Source organism: Acidovorax radicis N35 (assembly GCF_000204195.1).
In the GTDB taxonomy this organism is placed as follows: domain Bacteria; phylum Pseudomonadota; class Gammaproteobacteria; order Burkholderiales; family Burkholderiaceae_C; genus Acidovorax; species Acidovorax radicis.
In genome coordinates, this window is sequence record NZ_AFBG01000019.1 from 781155 (window position 1) to 799527 (window position 18373).

Sequence of the window (18373 nt, forward strand, 5' to 3'; positions counted from 1 at the left end):
GCGCGCTATCCTCCCCCTACCGGGCGCAATCTATGCCCTTCCGACAACATTCCGCACCATGACGCCTTCGGACATCCTCATCAGCGAAGTCGGTCCACGCGACGGCCTGCAGTCCGTGAAGGCCACCATGCCCACTGCCGACAAGCTGCGCTGGATTGATGCGCTGGTGGCGGCCGGCCTGCGCGAGATCGAAGTCGGCTCGTTTGTCCCGGCGCGCCTGCTGCCCCAGATGGCCGATGTGGCCGAGGTGGTGCGCCATGCGCTGGCCCACCCCGGCGTCACCGTGATGGCGCTGGCGCCCAACCTGCGCGGCGCCGAGGCAGCCTTGGCGGCGGGTGTGCACAAGGTCACGCTGCCGGTGTCGGCCAGCGCCGCGCATTCGCTGGCCAATGTGCGCAAGACGCGCGAGGCCATGGTCGAGGAAGTGCGCGCCGTGGTCCACCTGCGCGATACACAGGCTCCCGCCATGCTGGTGGAGGTGGGGTTGTCCACGGCCTTTGGCTGCACGCTGCAGGGCGAAGTGCCCGAGGACGATGTGATCTGGCTCGCGGGCCTGTGCGCCGAGGCGGGCGCCGACGAGGTGGGGCTGTCCGACACCACCGGCATGGCCAACCCGGCGCAGGTGCGCCGCCTGTTCACGCGCCTGCGCGCCGAGCTGGGCACCCGGGCCGGGGCGGCCCACATGCACAACACGCGGGGCCTGGGGCTGGCCAATTGCCTGGCGGCCTACGACGTGGGGGTGCGCACGTTCGATGCGTCTCTGGGCGGCCTGGGCGGCTGTCCCTATGCGCCGGGCGCATCGGGCAACGTGGTGACAGAAGACCTGGTGTTCATGTTCGAGGCCATGGGCATTGGCACAGGCGTCGACCTGGAGCGCCTTATGGCCGCACGTGCGCCGCTGCAGGCGGGGCTGCCGGGCGAGCCGATCTATGGCATGACGCCAGAGGCGGGGTTGCCCAAAGGGTGGGCGCCCGGCGCAATGCGCCGTTGAAGCTGTTGTCCTGGAATGCAAAAAAGGCGACCTCGGTCGCCTTTTTGTCTTTCTGGCCAAGCGGCCAGACGCGTGGGTGTCAGCTCAGCGAGGTGATCAGGTCGATGTACTGCTGCTTGGCTGCATCGGCCTCGGTGCCCTTCAGGTTGTTCCAGGCGTCCCACTTGGCGCGGCCCACCATGTCGGAGAAGCTGGGCTTCTTCTCGGTGTTATCGCCAGTCGTGGCCTGCTTGTACAGCGCGTAGATCTTGAGCAGCGTGGCGTTGTCGGGGCGCTCGCTGAGGTTCTTGGAATTGGCCACAGCGGCTTCGAAGGTGGCGTTCAGGTCGGCCATGTCGGTTGCTCCTTGGATGGAAATCGAAAGATGAGGAAGGGGGAGGGAAAGAACGGTGTTGGCAAGAGGTTGCTGCGTTGTATCTTACGGGCTGCGCGCCGCGCCAAGCGGTGCGATCCATAGAGGCAAGCCCCCAAAAAACACGGCTTGTGCCAACCGGGATGAAGCCACGTGCTGGTTACTTGCCAGGAAACGGACGATTCATCCTTGTTTGCGCCAGTCCTTACAAACACAACAGGTGTACATCTGATGGTGACCCGCATTCCAGCCCCCAGCGCCACCGCCCTCGAAGGCGCAGCCCCCACATCGCGCAAGGTGCGCGCCCAGGCCCCCGATGTGGCCCGCCGAGCCGCCCAGGCCCTGCCCCCGGCCGCCCGCAAGGCCGCCACCGTGGTGCAGAAGAACGTACGCCGTGCCGCCACCGGCATGCTGGGCCTGTCGGGCGAGCGCATGAGCAAGGTCGATACCGCCTGGCTGCGCATGGACTCGCACAGCAATCTCATGATGATCAACGGGGTGTGGACCCTCTCGCCCGGCATCGGCTGGGACGCGCTGTGCGAACGCGTGCAGCAGCGCCTGCTGCAGTACCCGCGTTTTCGCCAGCGTGTGGTGGAAGACGCGGCGGGCGCCACTTGGGTGGAAGACCGCAACTTCGACATCGCTGCCCACGTGCTGCGGGAGAAGCTGCCCCACCAGAAAGGCCACAGCATGCAGCGCGCGCTGCAGGACCGTGTGGGCGAACTCGCCATGCAGCCGCTGGATGCGCGCCGCCCCCTGTGGCAGATGCACCTGATCGAAGACTTCGTGGGCGACGACGGTCAGCCGGGCAGTGCGCTCATCGTTCGCATCCACCACTGCATTGCGGATGGCATCGCGCTGATCTCGGTGACCATGTCGCTGGTCGATGGCGGCTCCGAGCCACCCAAACGCAAGCCGCGCGCGGACAAAGAGGCCGCCACGGCCGAGGACTGGATCGCCGACGCACTCATCAAGCCCTTTACTGGCCTCACGGTGAAGGCGCTGGACCTGGCAGGCGATAGCGCGGCCAAGTCGCTGCAGATGCTGGGCGACCCAGAAAAAGCCATGCACCACGGGCTGACCGGCACCATGGACATGGCGCGCGTGGCCTACCAGCTGGTCAGCGATGCCGCAGCTCTCGCGCTGATGCCCGACGACTCGCCCACGCGCCTGAAGGGCCAGCCGGGCAGCGCAAAGCGCGTGGCGTGGTGCCCGCCCATTCCGCTGGAAGAGGTCAAGGCCATCGGCAAGGCGCTCAACTGCTCGATCAACGATGTGCTGCTGTCCTGCGTGGCAGGGGCCATCGGCGGCTACCTGCGCAGCCAGGGCGACGATCCCACAGGCCAGGAGATCCGCGCCATGATCCCCGTCAACCTGCGTCCCATGGAAGAAGCCTGGAAGCTGGGCAACCGCTTCGGCCTGGTGCCCCTGGTGCTTCCCATCGGCATGGCCAACCCGGTGGAGCGGGTGTACGAGGTGCGCAAGCGCATGAACGCGCTCAAGGGCAGCACCCAGCCCATCCTGGCGTTTGCCATGCTGGCCGTGGCGGGCCTGATGATCAAACCCGCGCAGGACGCATTGCTCAACCTGTTTGGCCGCAAGACCACGGCGGTGATGACCAACGTGCCCGGCCCCAAGGAGCAGCTCACGCTGTGCGGCTCGCGCGTCACGCAGTGCATGTTCTGGGTGCCGCAGTCGGGTGACATCGGCCTCGGGGTCTCCATCCTGAGCTATGGCGGCGGCGTGCAATTTGGCGTGATCACCGACACCACCCTGTGCCCCGAGCCGCAGCGGATCATCGATGCCTTTGCGCCCGAGTTCGACCAGCTGTCGCTGCTCACGCTGATGCTGCCGTGGGGCGAATGAGGTGGCGATCAGCTGAGAACCCTGCGGCACTTCGCGGCCTGGTCGCCCCTGCGCGGCGATCTCTGGTGAAAAACACCGCCCTGCCGCTCGCGCTATGGACGGTGGGGGCCTGTGCGCAGGCGGCCGTGATCGAGGAGCATGCAGAGCGCCCGTATGCCGTGAATGCACACCCCTCCGAAACGCTGCGGCAGGCACTCAACGCAGCCACCCCCATCACCACGAACGGGCAGCGCTTTCACGGCCACACCCGGTGGAATGTCCGCTGGACCTTCCGCTGGCAAAGCGAAGCATCAGGCCAGTGCCGCATCACGGAGGTCACTACACGTTTGCGCACCGAAGTGCAGTTGCCTGAGTTGCGGCGCGCCACCCCCTCCCAGCAGGCGGTGTTTGACCGATACGTGCCAGCCCTGTCACGCCACGAGCAAGGCCACGTGCAGTTCGGCCGCGACGCCGCCCGTGCCGTCGACCAAGGCATTGCACAACTTCCTGCCGCATCCAATTGCGCGGCGCTGGAGCGCCAGGCCAATGAGCTTGGCCACCGTCTGCTGCGCGAGCATGCAGAGCGCGAGAAACAGTACGACCGCGACACGCGCCACGGCGCATCGCAAGGCGCCAAGCTGGAGTGAGCCAGCCAAGAACGAACTAACCAAGCAAGCAGGCTTGTGCGTTATCCCCGTACCGCACTGCGGAAAGCCGCCGACAGCGCTCCCAGCGCATCGCGCGGGCGGCCGTCCGTGATGCGTGTGTGCAGCAGCACCGGCAGGCGCGGCAGCTCGGGCAAGCCCAGGCGCGTGCCGACCTCCACCGCCCCTAGCGGCAGCATGCGCGGCGCAAGCGCCGCCACGCCCAGCCCGGCCATCACCGCTGCAGTCACTGCGGCGATCCCCCCACCCACAAACACCTCGGCCCACGCGATGCCAGCCGCGTCGAGCGACCGCCCCGCCATCGCCCGCACACCGCAGGGCTCGGCCAGCGTGGCCAGCGGCAACGGCTCGCCCGCGCGGTGCTGCCAGCCGGGGGCCGCAAACCAGCCAAACGGTTCCTCGGCCAGCAGCTCGCCGTCGCTGCGGCCCACATGCATGCGGGCCAGCACGGCATCGAGCTCACGCCGGTCGAAGGCCTGCAGCAGGTCGCCCGACGACCCGATGCGGATCTCGATCAACAGCTGCGGGTCCTGCGCATTCATGCGGGCGATCAGCGCGGGCAGCTCGGGCCCGGCCACGTGGTCGCTGATGCCGATGGTCAGGCGCTGGCGGGCCTGGACGAAAGAGGTCAATGCGCGGTCGTGCACGGCCAGAAGCTCGCGGGCATGTTCGAGAAACGCCGCGCCCCGGGCCGACAGCTGCACGTGCCGCGGCGTGCGTTCGATCAGCCTGCAGCCCAGTCGGGCCTCCAGCCGCTGCAGCTTGAGGCTGACCGCAGCCTGCGCCGTGCCCATGGCCTCGGCCGCGCGGGTGAAGCTGCCCAGCTCGGCGATGCGCACGAAGGCCTCGACGGCATCGAGGTCCAGGGATCGCTCAACCATTTGATTTCGAAATTTCTGAAATAGGTATCCATAGCATATTCATATGGATAGCATTTCGCCAGCTTCTTCTTGTTTGTTGTTCACCAAGGACCCTGCGATGCCCCTCATCCACATTGCCCTGCGCGCCGGCAAGCCCGTGGCCTACCGCCAAGCCATTTTCGACACGCTGTACCGCGCGATGCGCGAGACCTTCAACGTGCCCGAGGACGACCAGTTCATGACCATCACCGAGCACGACGCCGCGAACTTCCGCTACAGCCCCACCTACCTGGGCGTGGCGCGCAGCGACGATGTGGTGTTCATCCAGATCACCGCCAACAACACGCGCGGGCTGGAGCAGAAGAAGGCGCTGTTCGCGCGCATCGCACAGTTGCTGGGCGAAAGCCCGGGCCTCCGGCCCGAAGACGTGTTCGTGAACATCGTGGAAGTGGCCAAGGAGAACTGGTCGTTCGGCCACGGCCTGGCGCAGTACGCGCAGCCTGCGTAGCGCAGCACTCGGCACCCGCAGCGCAGGTGGGCGGCAAAGGCCTCAGGCCTCCGCCAGCGACGCGGACAGCTCCCACACCGCCTCGGCCATGGGCGACATTTCGGCGCGCTGGCGGTACAGACGGATCTGCACCGGCAGGCTCCAGTCGCTGCCGCCCGCGGCCACCAGCGTGCCGGCCTTGAGTTCATCGGTGATCAGGCTTTCGGGCAGCCAGGCCACGCCACGGCCTTCGAGCGCCATAGTCTTGAGCAACACCGCATGGTGCGCGGTGAACACCACCGACACGCCCTGCGGCATGGCGGCGTCCGGCCCCTCGCTGAACAGATGGCGCATGCGCGATCGCATGATGCGCCCCAGGCCCGAGGCCTCGCTGTAGGCCAGCACGGGCACCGCGTCCTGCTGCACGATGGCGTGCAGCGGGCGGCCCGGCGACTTGGGCATGGGCGCGCTCACCGGCAGCAGCACATCATCCGACAGGCGCAGCACCGGGTACTGCGCCTCGTCCAGCCGGCCCGGCACGTCCGGGTGGCCGTGGCACAGCACGAACTGCACGCGGCGCTGCAGCATCAGGTCCTCGCAGGCATGCGAGCTGTCGGACATGGTCTGGATGGGGCCCATCTGCAGCCGGGCTTCGATGCCCACCAGCCAGCGCGGAAAGAAGGTGAGCGACAGCACGTGCGTGGCCGCAAACCGCAGGCTGGCCGCGGCCACGTCGTGCGCGGCGCGGGCCTTGATGCGCGCAGCCTCCAGGTTGGCCAAGATGGCTTCGAGCAGCGGCAGGAACCGCTGGCCCGCCGGCGTGAGCGCCGCGGGGTGCGCGCTGCGGTCGAACAGCTCGACCCCCACCCAGTCCTCCAGCGCCCGGATGTGGCGGCTGAACGCGGGCTGGGCAATCGAGCGCGCCTCGGCCGCGCGCGAGAAATTGCCGGTCTCGGCCAGGGCCAGAAAGTCCTCCAGCCACTCCAGATCCAGCGGTCGGTTGCCAGGGCCCATGGGTGCGTTCCCGCCTTGCGATAGTTGTATGCGATTGAAGTATTGGACCGCTGGCGCGCCACGGGAAATGATCCACCCCGTCGTTCACCAGCTTTCCCCTACGGAGACAAAAAAGCATGCCTGCCATCTCGAATTATCGCGGGATCATCCCCGCCATCTCGTGCCCCTTCACCCCTGACCACCGCATCGACGAGCCCGCGCTGCGCAAGCTCGCGTCCTGGCTGGCGGGCCACGAAGGCGTGGTCGCCATCATGACCAACGGCCACACGGGCGAGGTCTTTTCGCTGACGCCGGCCGAGCGCGCCGAGGTCACCCGCATCGTGGCCGACGAGCTCAAGGGCCTGGCACGGCCTGTGCCGGTGATCTCCTCCATCGTCTGCGAGGGCCTGGCCGATGCGGCCGAGCATGCCCGCGCCGCCGTCGAGGCGGGCGCGGTGGCGCTCGACGTGATGCCCCCGCACCACTGGCTGCGCTTCGGTTTCACGCCCGGCCACGCGCTGCAGTACTTCGAGGCCATCCACAAGGCCGCACCCAGCGCCGACCTGATCTGCCACGTCTACCCCGCCTGGACGCGCGCCTCGTACTCGTCGCAGCTGCTGGCCGACCTGGCCCGGTTGCCCTATCTGCAGGCTTTCAAGGTGGGCCAGCGCGACATGAACAAGTACGCCCGCGACATCCAGGCGATCCGCGAGGCCGATGCGTCCAAGGCCATCCTGACCTGCCACGACGAGTACCTGCTGGCCTCGATGGTGCAGGGCGTGGACGGCGCGCTGGTGGGCTTCGCCACCTTCATCCCGCAGCTCATCATCGATTTGTGGAACGCGGTGAAGGCCGGTGATTTGAAGAAGGCCATGGCCGTGCAGGCCGTCATCACGCCCCTGAAGGACGCGGTGTACGGCGGCGGCGAGCCCACCGGCGAGGCCCATGCCCGCATGAAGGGCGGCATGTACCTGGCGGGCGTGCTGGACGACGCCACCGTGCGCCCGCCCACCGAGGCGCCCAACGCGAAGGAAGTCGAAGCCCTGCGCGCTGCGGTGAAGCAGGCGGGTCTGCTCAAGCGCTGAGTGATGGATGTGAGCGGGGTATCTCAAGTCAATCCCCCGCGTTGGTAGTTCTCGAACAAAAAAACGGAGACAAGACACCATGCAACGCAAACATTTCCTTCGCGCAGCTCTGCGCACGGCCTTTGGCGCAGCCGCGCTCGCGATGGCGGCCAGCGCCTTTGCACAGGCCTACCCCGCCAAGCCGGTGCGGGTGGTCATCCCCTTCCCGCCGGGCGGCACGCTCGACACCGTGGGCCGCCAGTTGGCGCAGAAGCTGGGCGAGCAGATGGGCCAGAACTTCATCGTGGAGAACAAGCCCGGCGGCAACGGCGTGATCGGCGGCGACGTGGTGGCCAAGGCCCCGGCCGACGGCTACACGCTGCTGTTCAACGCGTCCACCTTCACCACCGCGCCGATGACCATGAAGTCCGTGCCCTACGGCGTGGTCAAGGACTTCACGCCCGTCGCGCTGGTGGCCAAGGCCCCGCTGTCGGTGGCCATCAACAAGAACCTGCCGGTCACCGATATCAAGTCGCTGATGGCGTACGCCAAGGCCAACCCCGGCAAGATGACCTTCGCCGTGGGCTCCATCGGGTCGGCCGGGCACCTGTCGACCGAACTGCTCAAGCGCGCCGGCCAGCTCGACTACCTGATCGTGCCGTACAAGGGCACGGCGCCTGCGTTCCAGGACCTGATCGGCGGGCAGATCGACGGCTTCATCGACCCCATTCTCGGCTCGCTGCAGTACCACAAGAGCGGCATGCTGCGCGTGGTGGCCGTCACCTCCGCCCAGCGCGCGGCCAGCCTGCCCGACGTGCCCACGGTGGGCGAGACGATTCCGGGCTACGAGTTCTACAGCTGGTATGGCCTGTGGGGCCCGGCCAAGCTGCCGACGGACATCACCCAGCGGCTGAACACCGAGGTGAACAAGGCCCTGGCCGAGATGACACCCAAGCTGCGCGAGCAGGGCCTGCTGACCACGCCGGGCAGCGTGGAGGACTTCGCCAAGTTCCAGCGCAGCGACATGGAGCGGTCCCAGAAGATCGTCACCGAGGGCAACATCCGTGTCGAGTAATGCCGGCCACGCCGTCGTTACTGGCGCCAGCAGCGGCATAGGCCGCAGCATCGCCGAATCGCTGCTGGCAAACGGCTGGCGCGTGACAGGCCTCGACGTGGCCCAGGCGACGGTCGTGCATCCGTCGTTCACCCACACGCCTGTCAACCTGGCCGATGGCGCAGACATCGCCCGCGTGGCCACCACACTGCCCGGCGTGGACGCGCTGATCCATGCGGCCGGCGTACTGCGCGTTGGGCCGCTGGGCCAGCTCGACCATGCGGGCGGCGAGCTGATGTGGCGCCTGCATGTGGATGCCGCCACCCGCCTGGCCGACGCCATCGTGCCCGGCATGGCCCAGCGCGGCCGGGGGCGTGTGGTGTTCATCGGCAGCCGGGTGGCGCAGGGCATGGCAGGGCGCGGGCAGTACGCCGCGACCAAGGCCGCGCTGATCGCTCTGGCGCGCAGCTGGGCCGCCGAGGTGGCCGCGCAGGGCGTGACGGTGAACGTGGTCTCCCCCGCGGCCACGGCTACCGGCATGTTGAACGACCCGGCGCGTGCCGGAAGTGCGCCGCGCCTGCCGCCCATCGGCCGGCTGATCGAGCCGGCCGAGATCGCCGCGCTGGTGGGCTTTCTTCTTTCCGCCCCTGCCGCCGCCATCACGGGGCAGGACATCGCGATCTGCGGAGGCTCATCGCTCGCCCGCTGATCGCTTGTTTCGTCGCCCTTCCTTTTTTGTTTCATCCACCACCACGACCACCATGAAGATCGTCAACATCCTCGAATCGACCCGTCCCATCAAGTCGGACATCCGCAACGCCTACATCGACTTCTCGAAGATGACGCTCAGCCTCGTGGCCGTGGTCACCGACGTGATCCGCGACGGCAAACCGGTGATCGGCTACGGCTTCAACTCCAACGGCCGCTATGGCCAGGGCGCGCTGATGCGCGACCGCTTCATCCCGCGTGTGCTGGAGGCGGAGCCCGCCAGCCTGCTGGACGCCACCGGCGAGAACATCGACCCGCACAAGGTCTGGGCGCAGATGATGATCAACGAGAAGCCCGGCGGCCACGGTGAGCGCTCGGTGGCGGTGGGCACCATCGACATGGCGGTGTGGGACGCCACGGCAAAAATAGCGGGCAAGCCACTGTTCCAGCTGCTGGCCGAGCGCTACGGCAACGGCACGCCCAACCCGCGCGTGTTCGTCTACGCCGCCGGTGGCTACTACTACCCCGGCAAAGGGCTCGAAGCGCTGCAGCGTGAAATGGAAAGCTACCTGGCGCGCGGCTACTCGGTGGTCAAGATGAAGATCGGCGGCGCGACGCTGGCCGAGGACTGCGAGCGCATCGAGTCGGTGCTCAAGATCCTGGGCCCGGGCCAGCAGCTGGCGGTGGACGCCAACGGCCGGTTCGACCTGGCCACCGCCATCGACTACGGCAAGGCCCTGTCGCAGTACCCGCTGTTCTGGTACGAGGAAGCCGGCGACCCGCTGGACTATGAGCTGCAGGCCAAGCTGGGCGAGGTCTACAAGGGCCCGATGGCCACAGGCGAGAACCTGTTCTCGATGCAGGACGCGCGCAACCTGATCCGCCACGGCGGCATGCACAAGGACCGCGACTGGCTGCAGTTCGACTGCGCACTGAGCTACGGCCTGGTGGAGTACCTGCGCACGCTCGACATGCTCAAGGAACACGGCTGGTCCCCCAGCCGCTGCATCCCGCACGGCGGCCACCAGATGTCGCTGGCCATTGCCGCAGGCCTGGGCCTGGGCGGCAACGAGAGCTACCCGGACTTGTTCCAGCCCTACGGCGGCTTCCCCGATGGCGTGAAGGTCGAGAACGGCTATGTCACGCTGCCGCCACTGCCGGGCATCGGCTTCGAGGGCAAGTCGGACCTGATCGCGGAGATGCGGGCGCTGGCGTCTTGACAGTGCAATAAGGCTCCAGCGCTTGTCAAGCAAGCGCTGACAGCTATGAAATTTGAAGTGACTGCGTCGGCGGCCACTTCAGTTTCCGATGTCTGACGGAGTCACCCAGCGGGCGCAACACCAAGACAACCCGGTTGGGATTACGCCGCGGCGAGCCGTTCCTTGGCCAGCTTTGTGCCCTCTGCCAACGCTTTCAGCTTGCGCCAAGCGACGTCCCGCCCCATGGGCGCCAGACCACAATTCGTGCAAGGGAACAGCCGCTCCTTGGGCACGAACTCCAGTGCCCGGGCGATGGTGTCCGCCACTTCCTCGGGGGTTTCGACCACGTCGCTCGCCACATCGATCACGCCGACCATCACGTCCTTGCCGGCCAGCAGCTTCATCAGGTCGGGCGGCACATGGGAATGGATGCATTCCAGGCTCACCTGGTCGATGCTGCTCTTGGCCAGCGCGGGGAACACTGCCTCGTACTGGCGCCATTCATCGCCCAGGGTGCTCTTCCAGTCGGTGTTGGCCTTGATGCCGTAGCCGTAGCAGATGTGCACCGCCGTCGTGCAGGTCAGGCCCTGCGCTGCGCGCTCCAGCGCCTGCACGCCCCAGTCGGCGGCGTCCTTCATGTAGACGTTGAAGGCGGGTTCGTCGAACTGGATGATGTCCACGCCATCGGCCTGCAGCGACAGCGCTTCCTGGTTGAGCAGCTCCGCAAACGCGAAGGCCATCTTGACCTTGTCTCCGTAAAAGCGGTCTGCCACGGTGTCGACGATGGTCATCGGGCCAGGCAGGGTGAACTTCAGTTTTTTGCTGGTGTGCGCGCGCGCCAGCTGTGCCTCGAAGGCATGCACGCGGCCCTTCAGGCGCAGGGCCGAGACCACCTGAGGCACCATCGCGTCGTAGCGGTTGTCGCGGATGCCCATCTTCACCTTGTGCTCGAAGTCGATGCCTTCGACCTGCTCGAGGAAGCCGTGCACAAAGTGCTGGCGCGATTGCTCGCCGTCGCCCACGATGTCCAGGCCCGCGTCTTCCTGGGCCTTGATCCACAGCAGGGTGGCGTCGGCCTTGGCCTGGCGCAGCGCATCGCCCTCGGCCATCCACTGGGGCCAGAGCTTGTTGGTTTCAGCCAGCCAGGCGGGTTTGGGCAGGCTGCCTGCGATGGAGGTTTCAAACATCTGACAATTCCTTTGAAGCAAAGAGGGGTGGGTGAGCATATTCCGGGAGACTGGCCCGGTGATGGAAGCCGAGTATTCAGTGGGCGTGGGCAGCATCAGCAGCAGCCCATTGCTCCAGGACTTTCTTGTACGGCCTGATGAAGTGCTCCTGCGCAAACTTGCCCTGCTTGACCGCCAACTGGCTGCGCTCTTCCCGGTCATACACGATCTGCGTCAACGAGTAATCCTGGTTCTTCAGGCTCGGTTGGTAGAGTTTTCCTGCCGCTGAATTGGCGTTGTAGATCTCGGGGCGGTAGATCTTCTGAAAGGTTTCCATCGTGCTGATGGTGCCGATCAACTCCAGGCTCGTGTAGTCGCCCAGCAGGTCTCCGTGAAAGTAGAACGCCAGCGGCGCGACGCCATTCGCCGGCATGAAGAATCGGACCTGCATCCCCATTTTTGCGAAGTATTGGTCGGTCCAGGACAGCTCGCTCTGTTGGTACTCGATGCCCAATACCGGGTGCTGGTTGCCGGTGCGTCGATAGGTCTTGCTGGTCGAAGCGCTGATGCAGATGACGGGCGGCTTGCCGAAGCGCTCCTTGTAGAGGCGCGAGTTGGCGAACTGCTGGAACAGCTTTCCATGCAGGTCGCCAAAATCATCGGGGGTACTGAATTGCGCGCGATGGGCGTTGTACTCAGGAAGCAGCACGCTGAAGTCGTAGTCGCGCACGTAGGAGGAAAAATTGTTCCCGGCAATGCCAGGGATGCGTTGGTTCGCTGTCTTGTCGAGGATGCAGGTTTTCAGTATCTCGATCAGCGGAAAAGCAGCATGGCCAGCCTTGGCATTCACGCTCATCTCGACCGAGATGATCTCGAGCTCGACGCAGTAGCGGTCCCCCGTCGGGTTGTCCCAATGCGCCAGGTCGTTGAAGCGGTTGTCAATCATCTTCAGCGTGTTGCGCAGGTTCTGTTGCCGACTGGCTCCCCGGGCCAGGTTGGCAAAGTTGGTGGTCATGCGCGTGCTGTCCGATGGCTCATAGTTTTCATCGAAACATATGCTTTTGAGGCTGAAGCTGAGTTCGTCGTTCATGGCGGTCCAGTGGCTTGAATGGATGGAGGGGAAGGGCCGGTGCTTGTTTCAGGCCAGCGCCACTTCGTCGGCCAGCGAGGGCTGGGCGTGGCGCGCCAACGGCATGAGCGGCAATGCCCGCTGGACGGCCAGTCTGGCCCGGTCGATCAGGGCCTGGTTCTGCAACTGGTAGTCCACAAAATCCTTGTCGGTCGCATACACGCCCAGCGGCAACGTGCGCGCCTGGAAGAAGCTGAACAGCGGCCGCAGCTGGTGGTCAATCACCAGCGCATGGCGCTCGCTGCCGCCAGTGGCGGCCAGCAGCACCGGCGTGTCGATCAAGGCGTCCTGGTGAACGAAGTCGAAGAAGTGCTTGAACAGCCCCGCATAGGAGCCGCGGTACACCGGTGTCGCCACCACCAGGATGTCGGCCTGCTCGACCGCCGCCAATTCCCGCTCTACGGCGTTGGGCAGTTGAGAGCGCCAGACCGCGCCAGCGAACATCGGTGCGAGCTGGCCCAGGTCGACCAGGCGTTGTTCGCAGGGACGCTCGTCGGCGATGAGGTCCAGCAGGTGCTCTGCCAGGGCAGCGGACCTGGAGGGGCGCTGCAGTCCGCCGGAGACTGCGACGATGCGCAGGGGATGTGCTGTATGTGCGTTCATGGGAGGGGATGCTAGTGGCTGCAAACCATGAAGTAAAATGGTCTTATTTCATCATTCCATGAATAAGGTTCATTAAAATGCTCGAACGCATTCACCTCAGCATCGTTCAGCAGGTTGAGAAGCAAGGGTCATTGACGGCCGCGGCGGGCGTGTTGAACCTCACCCAGTCGGCCCTGAGCCACAGCATGAAGAAGCTGGAGCAGCAACTGGGCACCGACGTGTGGTTGCGCGAAGGTCGAAGCCTGCGCCTCACGCAGGCCGGCCAGTACCTGCTGGCAGTGGCCAACCGCGTGCTGCCGCAGCTGGACCTGGCCGAAGAGCGCCTGGGCCAGTTTGCACAGGGCGAACGCGGTGCGCTGCGCATCGGCATGGAATGCCACCCTTGCTACCAGTGGCTGCTCAAGGTGGTGTCCCCTTATCTGGCCGCATGGCCCGACGTGGACGTGGACGTCAAGCAGAAGTTCCAGTTCGGCGGGATCGGCGCGCTCTTCGGCTTCGAGATCGACCTGCTGGTCACGCCCGACCCATTGTTCAAGCCAGGGCTGAAGTTCGAACCGGTGTTCGACTACGAGCAGGTGCTCGTGGTGGCCAAGGGCCATGCCCTGGCTTCGGCGGCCTATGTGAAGCCCCAGCAGCTGACACAGGAAGTGCTCATCAGCTACCCCGTCGACATCGAGCGCCTGGACATCTACAGCCAGTTCCTGTTGCCGGCCGGTGTCACGCCCAAGCGCCACAAAGCCATCGAAACCACCGACATCATGCTGCAGATGGTGGCCAGCGGCCGCGGGGTGGCCGCCCTGCCGCGCTGGCTGGTTCAAGAGTACGCGGCCAAGATGGATGTGGTGCCTGTCCGGCTGGGCGTGCGCGGCATCGCCAAGCAGATCTTCCTCGGGGCACGCGAGACGGACACCGCCATTGACTACGTGCGGGCCTTCATCGAACTGGCCCGCACCGCGGTGCCTACGTCGCAGAGCAGGTGAAGCTCTCGGCCTTGGCTGGATCACCCGTGCCGTTGTAGCGCGGGAACTTCGGGTACTCGCACGCCGGGCGCTGCGCCACCGGCGTTGTGGTGCCGGGTGCGAATTTGGTGGCCACCAGCTTGTCGGGCGCGGTGCTCTTTTCCACCCAGGCATCCATGGCCGCCAGCAGGTCGATGGAGCGGGGCTCGGTGCCCGCGCCGTCCAGGTCATGCCCGTTGGAGGGCGAGGTGACCATGCGCGCAAAGCCCTGCACCTTGCTGGCGCCCAGGCGCTGCTTGACCGAGTCGAAGTACTCCGCCGTGCGGTACACCGACACGCAGGTGTCGCCCACGCCATACCAGATCAGCAGCTTGCCGCCGTTGTCGGCAAAGGCGGAGATGTCGGGGTCGGTCGCGTCGATCATCTCGGCCAGCCGCGCGTACTGCGCCTGGTACTGCGTGGGGTCGTGGCTCAGGATGTTGGCGTTGGGGTTGCCCTCCACCAGGCGCGCGGCTTCCGTCACGGCCATGTGGTTGAACGAATCAGGCGCATCGAAGCTGGTGCCGAACATGTACGACTGCCAGTCCGAGGTGGACGCCCCGCCCCGGCCGTAGCGCGGATAGCCCACGGCGCCGCGCGACAGGGTCACGGGCGTCTTGTGGTCGCTGTAGATGAGGCGGATCGATTCGATCTGCCCGGCAGTCAGGCAGGTGTCGCTGTCGGCCCCTTTGCACAGCAGGTCGGTGGGCACATAGCTGCAGGCCTCGACGTTGCCGATGATGCCGTCCTTCAAGCCGTCCAGGCCATCGCAGGCGGCGGTTTCGGCCTTGGCGTAGAGCGCGATCTTGGCGGGGCTGAGCCAGTTGTCGCGGCTCTTGAAGATGTGCCGCAGCACCGTGGGGCCCAGGTTGACCTGGTGCGCCTGCTGGCTGATGGCGGGCTCCATGGCCACCACGCCGTCGTAGTCCTTGGGGTACTTCTGCGTGGCGATGAGGCCGGAGCGCCCGCCGTTGGAATGGCCCATGTGGTAGCGCCGCGCGGGGCGCTTGCCATAGAACTCGGTGGCGATTGCCGTGCCGACCTCGAGCACGAAATGGTTGGCGTCGAACGCATGGTTGCGCAGCGCGACATCGCTCTTGCCCCAGGCGAAGCCGCGAATCTGGTGGCCCGAGTCGGAGCTGATCTTCACGTACGGGTGGGCCGATGGGCCCACGAGCTGCTGGTACCACGGGTCGTCGGTGGGGATGAAGCCGTCGAAGCCGCCGCCGCCGATGGTCAGCGTCTTGCCGTTCCACTGCGCGAGCGTGGGCAGCTCCACCGCCCAGCGGATGGTGGACTCGGGTGACGAGACGATCTCGCCGCGCACGATGCAGGCGTCGGGCAGCGTGCTGTCGGCCTTGCGCAGCTCGGTGCGGGTGACCTTGGCGCCGTGGGGCAGCGCGGCAGAGGTGTAGGCGGCGCAGGCTTCGGCCAGGGGCTTGGCGGCCAGGGGGGGCGCGGCGTCGCTGCCGCCGCCACCGCAGGCCGCCAGCGTCAGCGCGGCAGCGGCGCCCAGGCCGCCGATGACCCGGAGCCGGTGGCGTGCCGCAGTGCCTTGGGTGCCTTGGGTGTCGTGGGTGTCGTGGGTACTGCGGGAGTGGCGGGGGGGCGCTTCGATGGCGCGCGGTGGGATAGGTGTCATGCGTCGGTCTCCTGTTGTAGGGGTTTTGAAGGAGCCGGGCTGCAGCACGCAGCCGCTGCAAACTTGGTTGCAGCACCGCCAACGCAGCCCTTGCGGCTCCGGTGCGGACGATAGGAAAAGAAGCTGCGGTTGCAGCCTCTGCAAATGCAGAGGGCCCGGGAAACTACCGAGCATCCGCATCCGCCCGCGTTTCGACCGGCACGAGACGCCAGACACCCGACACCCGACACCAGGCGCGCTGAGCGCCTCAGGCCGTGCGCAGCGCCGCCACCAGCTCCAGCTTGTTGCTCACCCCCAGCGCCGCATAGGCGGTGCGCAGGTACGTGCGCGCGGTGGCGGGCGTGAGCCCGAGCGTGGCGGCGATGTCCTTGTGCGAGCGCCCCTGCGCGTAGAGCATGGCCGCGCTCAGTTCGCGCGGCGCCAGCGGCGACTTCGGGTGGCGCGATGCGATGCTGATGGCCACCAGCGAGCCGCAGGGTTCCATCCGCAGGCGGCAGGCCTTGCCCACGGCCACGGTGCACGGCGCGCGCGCAAGACCTTGCACCACGGCCGTCGGCAGCCGCGTGCCGGCCCAGCCGGGGTGGGCCTCGCCCAGCGCCAGGCTGATGCGTAGCCCCGCAAACAGCAGATCGCCCGAAGGCTCGGCGAGCGCAAAGCTGTCCCACGGGCGGCTGGGCGAATCGCTTTGCAGCGCCTGCAGCCGGTGGTGCCAGTGCTGCAGCAGGTGCACGACAAACTCGCCGAACAGCACGGTCTCCTCATCGGTGAATTCGGTGCGGGCTTGCGGGCGGTACACCGAGACGAAGAACAGCAGGCCGCTGTGCGGCAGCTCGGCCGTGAGCGCCATGCAGTGGTACAGGCCATGGCGCTCGCTGAACGCCAACACCTCGGCGTGTTCGGCGATGTCGCCGGTCACGTCGCGTTCGCGGATCACCACGCCGAGCCGGCTCATGGACTGGCGCGCGAACTCGTCCACCGCAGACAGTTCATTCCATTCCTGCGCAAAGCTCTGGCTCAGGCCCATGCTGCCATGCAGCCAGTTGCGAGGGCTGGTGTGCACATCGCCTGCCGACATCTCGCCCCACCAGGCCGAGTCGAACGGCACCAGCGCCTGCAGCGTCTGCAGGGCCTGGTGCAGCATGTCCTGGGGTTGCGTGTGCCGCGCCAGCTGCCCCAGCGCGAGCAGGCTGCGGCTGAGCGCCCGCACGGCATCGGGGTGCGGCCCTGCGCCGGGCTGGGGGCCTGGCACGCTCATCGGAGCGGGTGCTGCGCTGCGCGCAGCGCGGTGGGTGCAAAGGCCATGGCGCGGTCTCCTGGTTTTGGGGCGATGGTAGCCGCCGCGCGCACGACGCCAGCGCCCCCGGCCCGCGCAGAGCGTGCACCCGCGCCGCCGTGCGCCCCGCGCGCCGCATCGCAAACGGCCTCACATCCACCGGACACTATATTTTTTATAGCGCCTTGCGCTTAATGGTTAAGCGCAAGAGGCCGATTCGACCTATCTATCGGGCCAGGCCATCCACCGCCTGGAACATCGACTGGCGCGCCTGGCTCACGATCTGGCCCTTCCACGTGTCGGTGTCGGTGTAGAACGCAGCCAGCATCTGCGCCTTGATCTGCGCATGCTGCTCGGCCGGTGCCTCGGGGTGCAGGTTGAGCCACTGCTCGGCGCGGATCGAGTCCATCACCTCCAGCACCGGCACGGTGCCGTATTCCATCGCAATGCCCGTGGTTTCGGCATGGGGGCATTCGTCGTAGACGGAGTTCCACATCAGCCCGGTGAGGAAGGCCGACGTGGACGAGCCGTCGTAGATGGACGTGACCGGCGTGGCGCCGCCGCCGTCCCACCAGGCACGGGCGCGCGCCACAGAGCTTGCATCGTCCTTGCCGGCGTAGATGCGCTCGCCATGGCCGCTCGGGCCCAGGCCCGTGTGCAGGTCAATCCAGGCGATGTGCGATGCGTTGGCGCCATGCTGGCGCAGCACCTGGCGCAGCGTGCGGTTGCTCCAGGTGGGCTCAGTGCCGCCAAAGAACACGCCCTGCGGAAACTCGTGCTGGCCCTGCGAGATGGCAGCCTGCCAGGCGGCTTCGCCGTGCGTGTCGATGTACTGCTGCCGCGCGGCGGCGTTCTCTGCCGAGGGCGGCCACTGCTCGGGCAGCAGCAGGGGTTGCACCTCGCGGTAGGCCTTGTTCACGGGCAGGGGTTGGGAGAAGTCCTGGAAGTTGCGGTTCAGGTCCACGTTCTCGTGCGTGAAGCGGCGCACGTGTGAGAAGCCGTAGGGGTTGAGCGCATGGATGTACAGCGTGGCCACGCCGGCGGCACGTGCCTTGTCGCGCCACTCTTGGTCGTGCAGCGCAAACACCTGCACGCCGCTGCCGCAGTAGCCCTCCACGCCGTGGCAGGCGCTGCTCACGATGAGCAGCTTCTTGGCATCGGCCGGGCCATCGCGCACCACGTCCATGGCCAGGTCTTCGCCATCACGGCCCTTGAGCGGGTGGGCATGGGATTCGATGGGCAGGCCGGCTGCGGCGGCGCCCTCCAGAAACTTGGTGCGGGCTTCTGCGTAGCTGGAGGAAAAGGCGCTGGGGATGCCGATCATGGGCGGGGCTTTCAGGGGTC

At 66.8% G+C, this 18373-nt stretch carries 18 protein-coding genes; 9 read left to right on the forward strand and 9 right to left on the reverse strand.

Annotated features, from left to right (window positions below; translation table 11 throughout):
- Positions 1-58 precede the first annotated feature (58 nt).
- A complete protein-coding gene (locus tag ARADN35_RS0113365; protein WP_010462917.1) occupies positions 59-991 on the forward strand; it encodes a hydroxymethylglutaryl-CoA lyase in 933 nt (310 codons plus the stop codon).
- Between the two features lie 79 nt (positions 992-1070).
- On the opposite strand, the gene ARADN35_RS0113370 is transcribed toward ARADN35_RS0113365, so the two are convergent.
- Positions 1071-1325 (reverse strand): acyl-CoA-binding protein, encoded by a 255-nt coding sequence (locus ARADN35_RS0113370; RefSeq protein WP_010462918.1) that lies wholly within the window; start codon positions 1323-1325, stop codon positions 1071-1073.
- A gap of 249 nt (positions 1326-1574) precedes the next feature.
- Between ARADN35_RS0113370 and ARADN35_RS0113375 the strand changes: the two genes are divergently transcribed.
- Together ARADN35_RS0113375 and ARADN35_RS0113380 are read left to right on the forward strand one after the other, a co-directional pair.
- Positions 1575-3209, forward strand: coding sequence for a wax ester/triacylglycerol synthase family O-acyltransferase (locus ARADN35_RS0113375; protein ID WP_010462919.1), 1635 nt, complete (start codon positions 1575-1577; stop codon positions 3207-3209).
- A 65-nt stretch (positions 3210-3274) separates the two neighbouring features.
- The gene (locus tag ARADN35_RS0113380) at positions 3275-3835 is read left to right on the forward strand and encodes a DUF922 domain-containing Zn-dependent protease (RefSeq protein ID WP_010462920.1); all 561 of its coding nucleotides are present in this window, start codon (positions 3275-3277) and stop codon (positions 3833-3835) included.
- A 41-nt stretch (positions 3836-3876) separates the two neighbouring features.
- Here the strand turns inward: ARADN35_RS0113380 and ARADN35_RS0113385 are convergent, their stop codons facing one another.
- On the reverse strand, positions 3877-4734 hold the full coding sequence (locus ARADN35_RS0113385) for a LysR substrate-binding domain-containing protein (protein WP_010462922.1): 858 nt from the start codon (positions 4732-4734) through the stop codon (positions 3877-3879).
- A 97-nt stretch (positions 4735-4831) separates the two neighbouring features.
- Between ARADN35_RS0113385 and ARADN35_RS0113390 the strand changes: the two genes are divergently transcribed.
- Entirely contained in the window at positions 4832-5221 is a 390-nt protein-coding gene (locus ARADN35_RS0113390) for a tautomerase family protein (protein ID WP_010462923.1), read from the forward strand.
- 42 nt (positions 5222-5263) lie between these two features.
- Here ARADN35_RS0113390 and ARADN35_RS0113395 read toward each other — a convergent pair whose 3' ends face one another.
- Positions 5264-6214: a LysR family transcriptional regulator gene (locus tag ARADN35_RS0113395; RefSeq protein ID WP_010462925.1), complete on the reverse strand. Its 951-nt coding sequence runs from the start codon at positions 6212-6214 to the stop codon at positions 5264-5266.
- A gap of 116 nt (positions 6215-6330) precedes the next feature.
- Here ARADN35_RS0113395 and ARADN35_RS0113400 point away from each other — a divergent pair, with 116 nt between their 5' ends.
- The 4 genes from ARADN35_RS0113400 (at position 6331) to ARADN35_RS0113415 (ending at position 10239) form a co-directional block, all read left to right on the forward strand.
- Positions 6331-7278: a dihydrodipicolinate synthase family protein gene (locus ARADN35_RS0113400; RefSeq protein ID WP_010462927.1), complete on the forward strand. Its 948-nt coding sequence runs from the start codon at positions 6331-6333 to the stop codon at positions 7276-7278.
- A 79-nt stretch (positions 7279-7357) separates the two neighbouring features.
- Positions 7358-8332, forward strand: coding sequence for a Bug family tripartite tricarboxylate transporter substrate binding protein (locus ARADN35_RS0113405; RefSeq protein WP_010462929.1), 975 nt, complete (start codon positions 7358-7360; stop codon positions 8330-8332).
- A complete protein-coding gene (locus tag ARADN35_RS0113410; protein WP_010462931.1) occupies positions 8322-9020 on the forward strand; it encodes an SDR family NAD(P)-dependent oxidoreductase in 699 nt (232 codons plus the stop codon). The genes ARADN35_RS0113405 and ARADN35_RS0113410 overlap by 11 nt, the downstream gene beginning before the upstream one ends.
- A gap of 52 nt (positions 9021-9072) precedes the next feature.
- Positions 9073-10239, forward strand: a complete 1167-nt coding sequence (locus tag ARADN35_RS0113415) for a mandelate racemase/muconate lactonizing enzyme family protein (RefSeq protein ID WP_010462933.1) — start codon at positions 9073-9075, stop codon at positions 10237-10239.
- Between the two features lie 140 nt (positions 10240-10379).
- Here the strand turns inward: ARADN35_RS0113415 and ARADN35_RS0113420 are convergent, their stop codons facing one another.
- From ARADN35_RS0113420 to msuE, 3 genes are all read right to left on the reverse strand, one after another.
- Positions 10380-11405: a methionine synthase gene (locus ARADN35_RS0113420; RefSeq protein WP_010462935.1), complete on the reverse strand. Its 1026-nt coding sequence runs from the start codon at positions 11403-11405 to the stop codon at positions 10380-10382.
- 76 nt (positions 11406-11481) lie between these two features.
- Positions 11482-12474, reverse strand: a complete 993-nt coding sequence (locus ARADN35_RS0113425) for a DUF1852 domain-containing protein (RefSeq protein WP_010462937.1) — start codon at positions 12472-12474, stop codon at positions 11482-11484.
- A gap of 48 nt (positions 12475-12522) precedes the next feature.
- The gene (gene msuE / locus ARADN35_RS0113430) at positions 12523-13116 is read right to left on the reverse strand and encodes an FMN reductase (RefSeq protein WP_010462939.1); all 594 of its coding nucleotides are present in this window, start codon (positions 13114-13116) and stop codon (positions 12523-12525) included.
- A 77-nt stretch (positions 13117-13193) separates the two neighbouring features.
- On the opposite strand from msuE, the gene ARADN35_RS0113435 reads away from it, so the two are divergent.
- Complete coding sequence (locus tag ARADN35_RS0113435) at positions 13194-14096, forward strand: LysR family transcriptional regulator (protein ID WP_010462941.1); 903 nt, start codon at positions 13194-13196, stop codon at positions 14094-14096.
- Here the strand turns inward: ARADN35_RS0113435 and ARADN35_RS0113440 are convergent.
- From ARADN35_RS0113440 to ARADN35_RS0113450, 3 genes are all read right to left on the reverse strand, one after another.
- Complete coding sequence (locus ARADN35_RS0113440) at positions 14077-15756, reverse strand: tannase/feruloyl esterase family alpha/beta hydrolase (RefSeq protein ID WP_010462944.1); 1680 nt, start codon at positions 15754-15756, stop codon at positions 14077-14079. The genes ARADN35_RS0113435 and ARADN35_RS0113440 overlap by 20 nt on opposite strands.
- Positions 15757-16003: 247 nt before the next feature.
- Positions 16004-17011: a helix-turn-helix transcriptional regulator gene (locus tag ARADN35_RS0113445; protein ID WP_010462945.1), complete on the reverse strand. Its 1008-nt coding sequence runs from the start codon at positions 17009-17011 to the stop codon at positions 16004-16006.
- A gap of 244 nt (positions 17012-17255) precedes the next feature.
- The gene (locus tag ARADN35_RS0113450) at positions 17256-18353 is read right to left on the reverse strand and encodes a M14 family metallopeptidase (protein ID WP_010462947.1); all 1098 of its coding nucleotides are present in this window, start codon (positions 18351-18353) and stop codon (positions 17256-17258) included.
- Positions 18354-18373 lie beyond the last annotated feature (20 nt).

What these genes read in the sequence shown, in the direction of transcription:
- ARADN35_RS0113415 (WP_010462933.1), top strand. Translation starts at nt 9,073, where the DNA reads ATGAAGATCGTCAACATCCTCGAATCGACCCGTCCCATCAAGTCGGAC.
- ARADN35_RS0113435 (WP_010462941.1), top strand. Translation starts at nt 13,194, where the DNA reads ATGCTCGAACGCATTCACCTCAGCATCGTTCAGCAGGTTGAGAAGCAA.
- ARADN35_RS0113445 (WP_010462945.1), bottom strand. Translation starts at nt 17,011, where the DNA reads ATGAGCGTGCCAGGCCCCCAGCCCGGCGCAGGGCCGCACCCCGATGCC.
- ARADN35_RS0113405 (WP_010462929.1), top strand. Translation starts at nt 7,358, where the DNA reads ATGCAACGCAAACATTTCCTTCGCGCAGCTCTGCGCACGGCCTTTGGC.
- ARADN35_RS0113375 (WP_010462919.1), top strand. Translation starts at nt 1,575, where the DNA reads ATGGTGACCCGCATTCCAGCCCCCAGCGCCACCGCCCTCGAAGGCGCA.
- ARADN35_RS0113450 (WP_010462947.1), bottom strand. Translation starts at nt 18,353, where the DNA reads ATGATCGGCATCCCCAGCGCCTTTTCCTCCAGCTACGCAGAAGCCCGC.
- ARADN35_RS0113420 (WP_010462935.1), bottom strand. Translation starts at nt 11,405, where the DNA reads ATGTTTGAAACCTCCATCGCAGGCAGCCTGCCCAAACCCGCCTGGCTG.
- ARADN35_RS0113395 (WP_010462925.1), bottom strand. Translation starts at nt 6,214, where the DNA reads ATGGGCCCTGGCAACCGACCGCTGGATCTGGAGTGGCTGGAGGACTTT.
- ARADN35_RS0113370 (WP_010462918.1), bottom strand. Translation starts at nt 1,325, where the DNA reads ATGGCCGACCTGAACGCCACCTTCGAAGCCGCTGTGGCCAATTCCAAG.
- ARADN35_RS0113365 (WP_010462917.1), top strand. Translation starts at nt 59, where the DNA reads ATGACGCCTTCGGACATCCTCATCAGCGAAGTCGGTCCACGCGACGGC.
- ARADN35_RS0113425 (WP_010462937.1), bottom strand. Translation starts at nt 12,474, where the DNA reads ATGAACGACGAACTCAGCTTCAGCCTCAAAAGCATATGTTTCGATGAA.
- ARADN35_RS0113385 (WP_010462922.1), bottom strand. Translation starts at nt 4,734, where the DNA reads ATGGTTGAGCGATCCCTGGACCTCGATGCCGTCGAGGCCTTCGTGCGC.
- ARADN35_RS0113400 (WP_010462927.1), top strand. Translation starts at nt 6,331, where the DNA reads ATGCCTGCCATCTCGAATTATCGCGGGATCATCCCCGCCATCTCGTGC.
- ARADN35_RS0113440 (WP_010462944.1), bottom strand. Translation starts at nt 15,756, where the DNA reads ATGACACCTATCCCACCGCGCGCCATCGAAGCGCCCCCCCGCCACTCC.
- ARADN35_RS0113390 (WP_010462923.1), top strand. Translation starts at nt 4,832, where the DNA reads ATGCCCCTCATCCACATTGCCCTGCGCGCCGGCAAGCCCGTGGCCTAC.
- msuE (WP_010462939.1), bottom strand. Translation starts at nt 13,116, where the DNA reads ATGAACGCACATACAGCACATCCCCTGCGCATCGTCGCAGTCTCCGGC.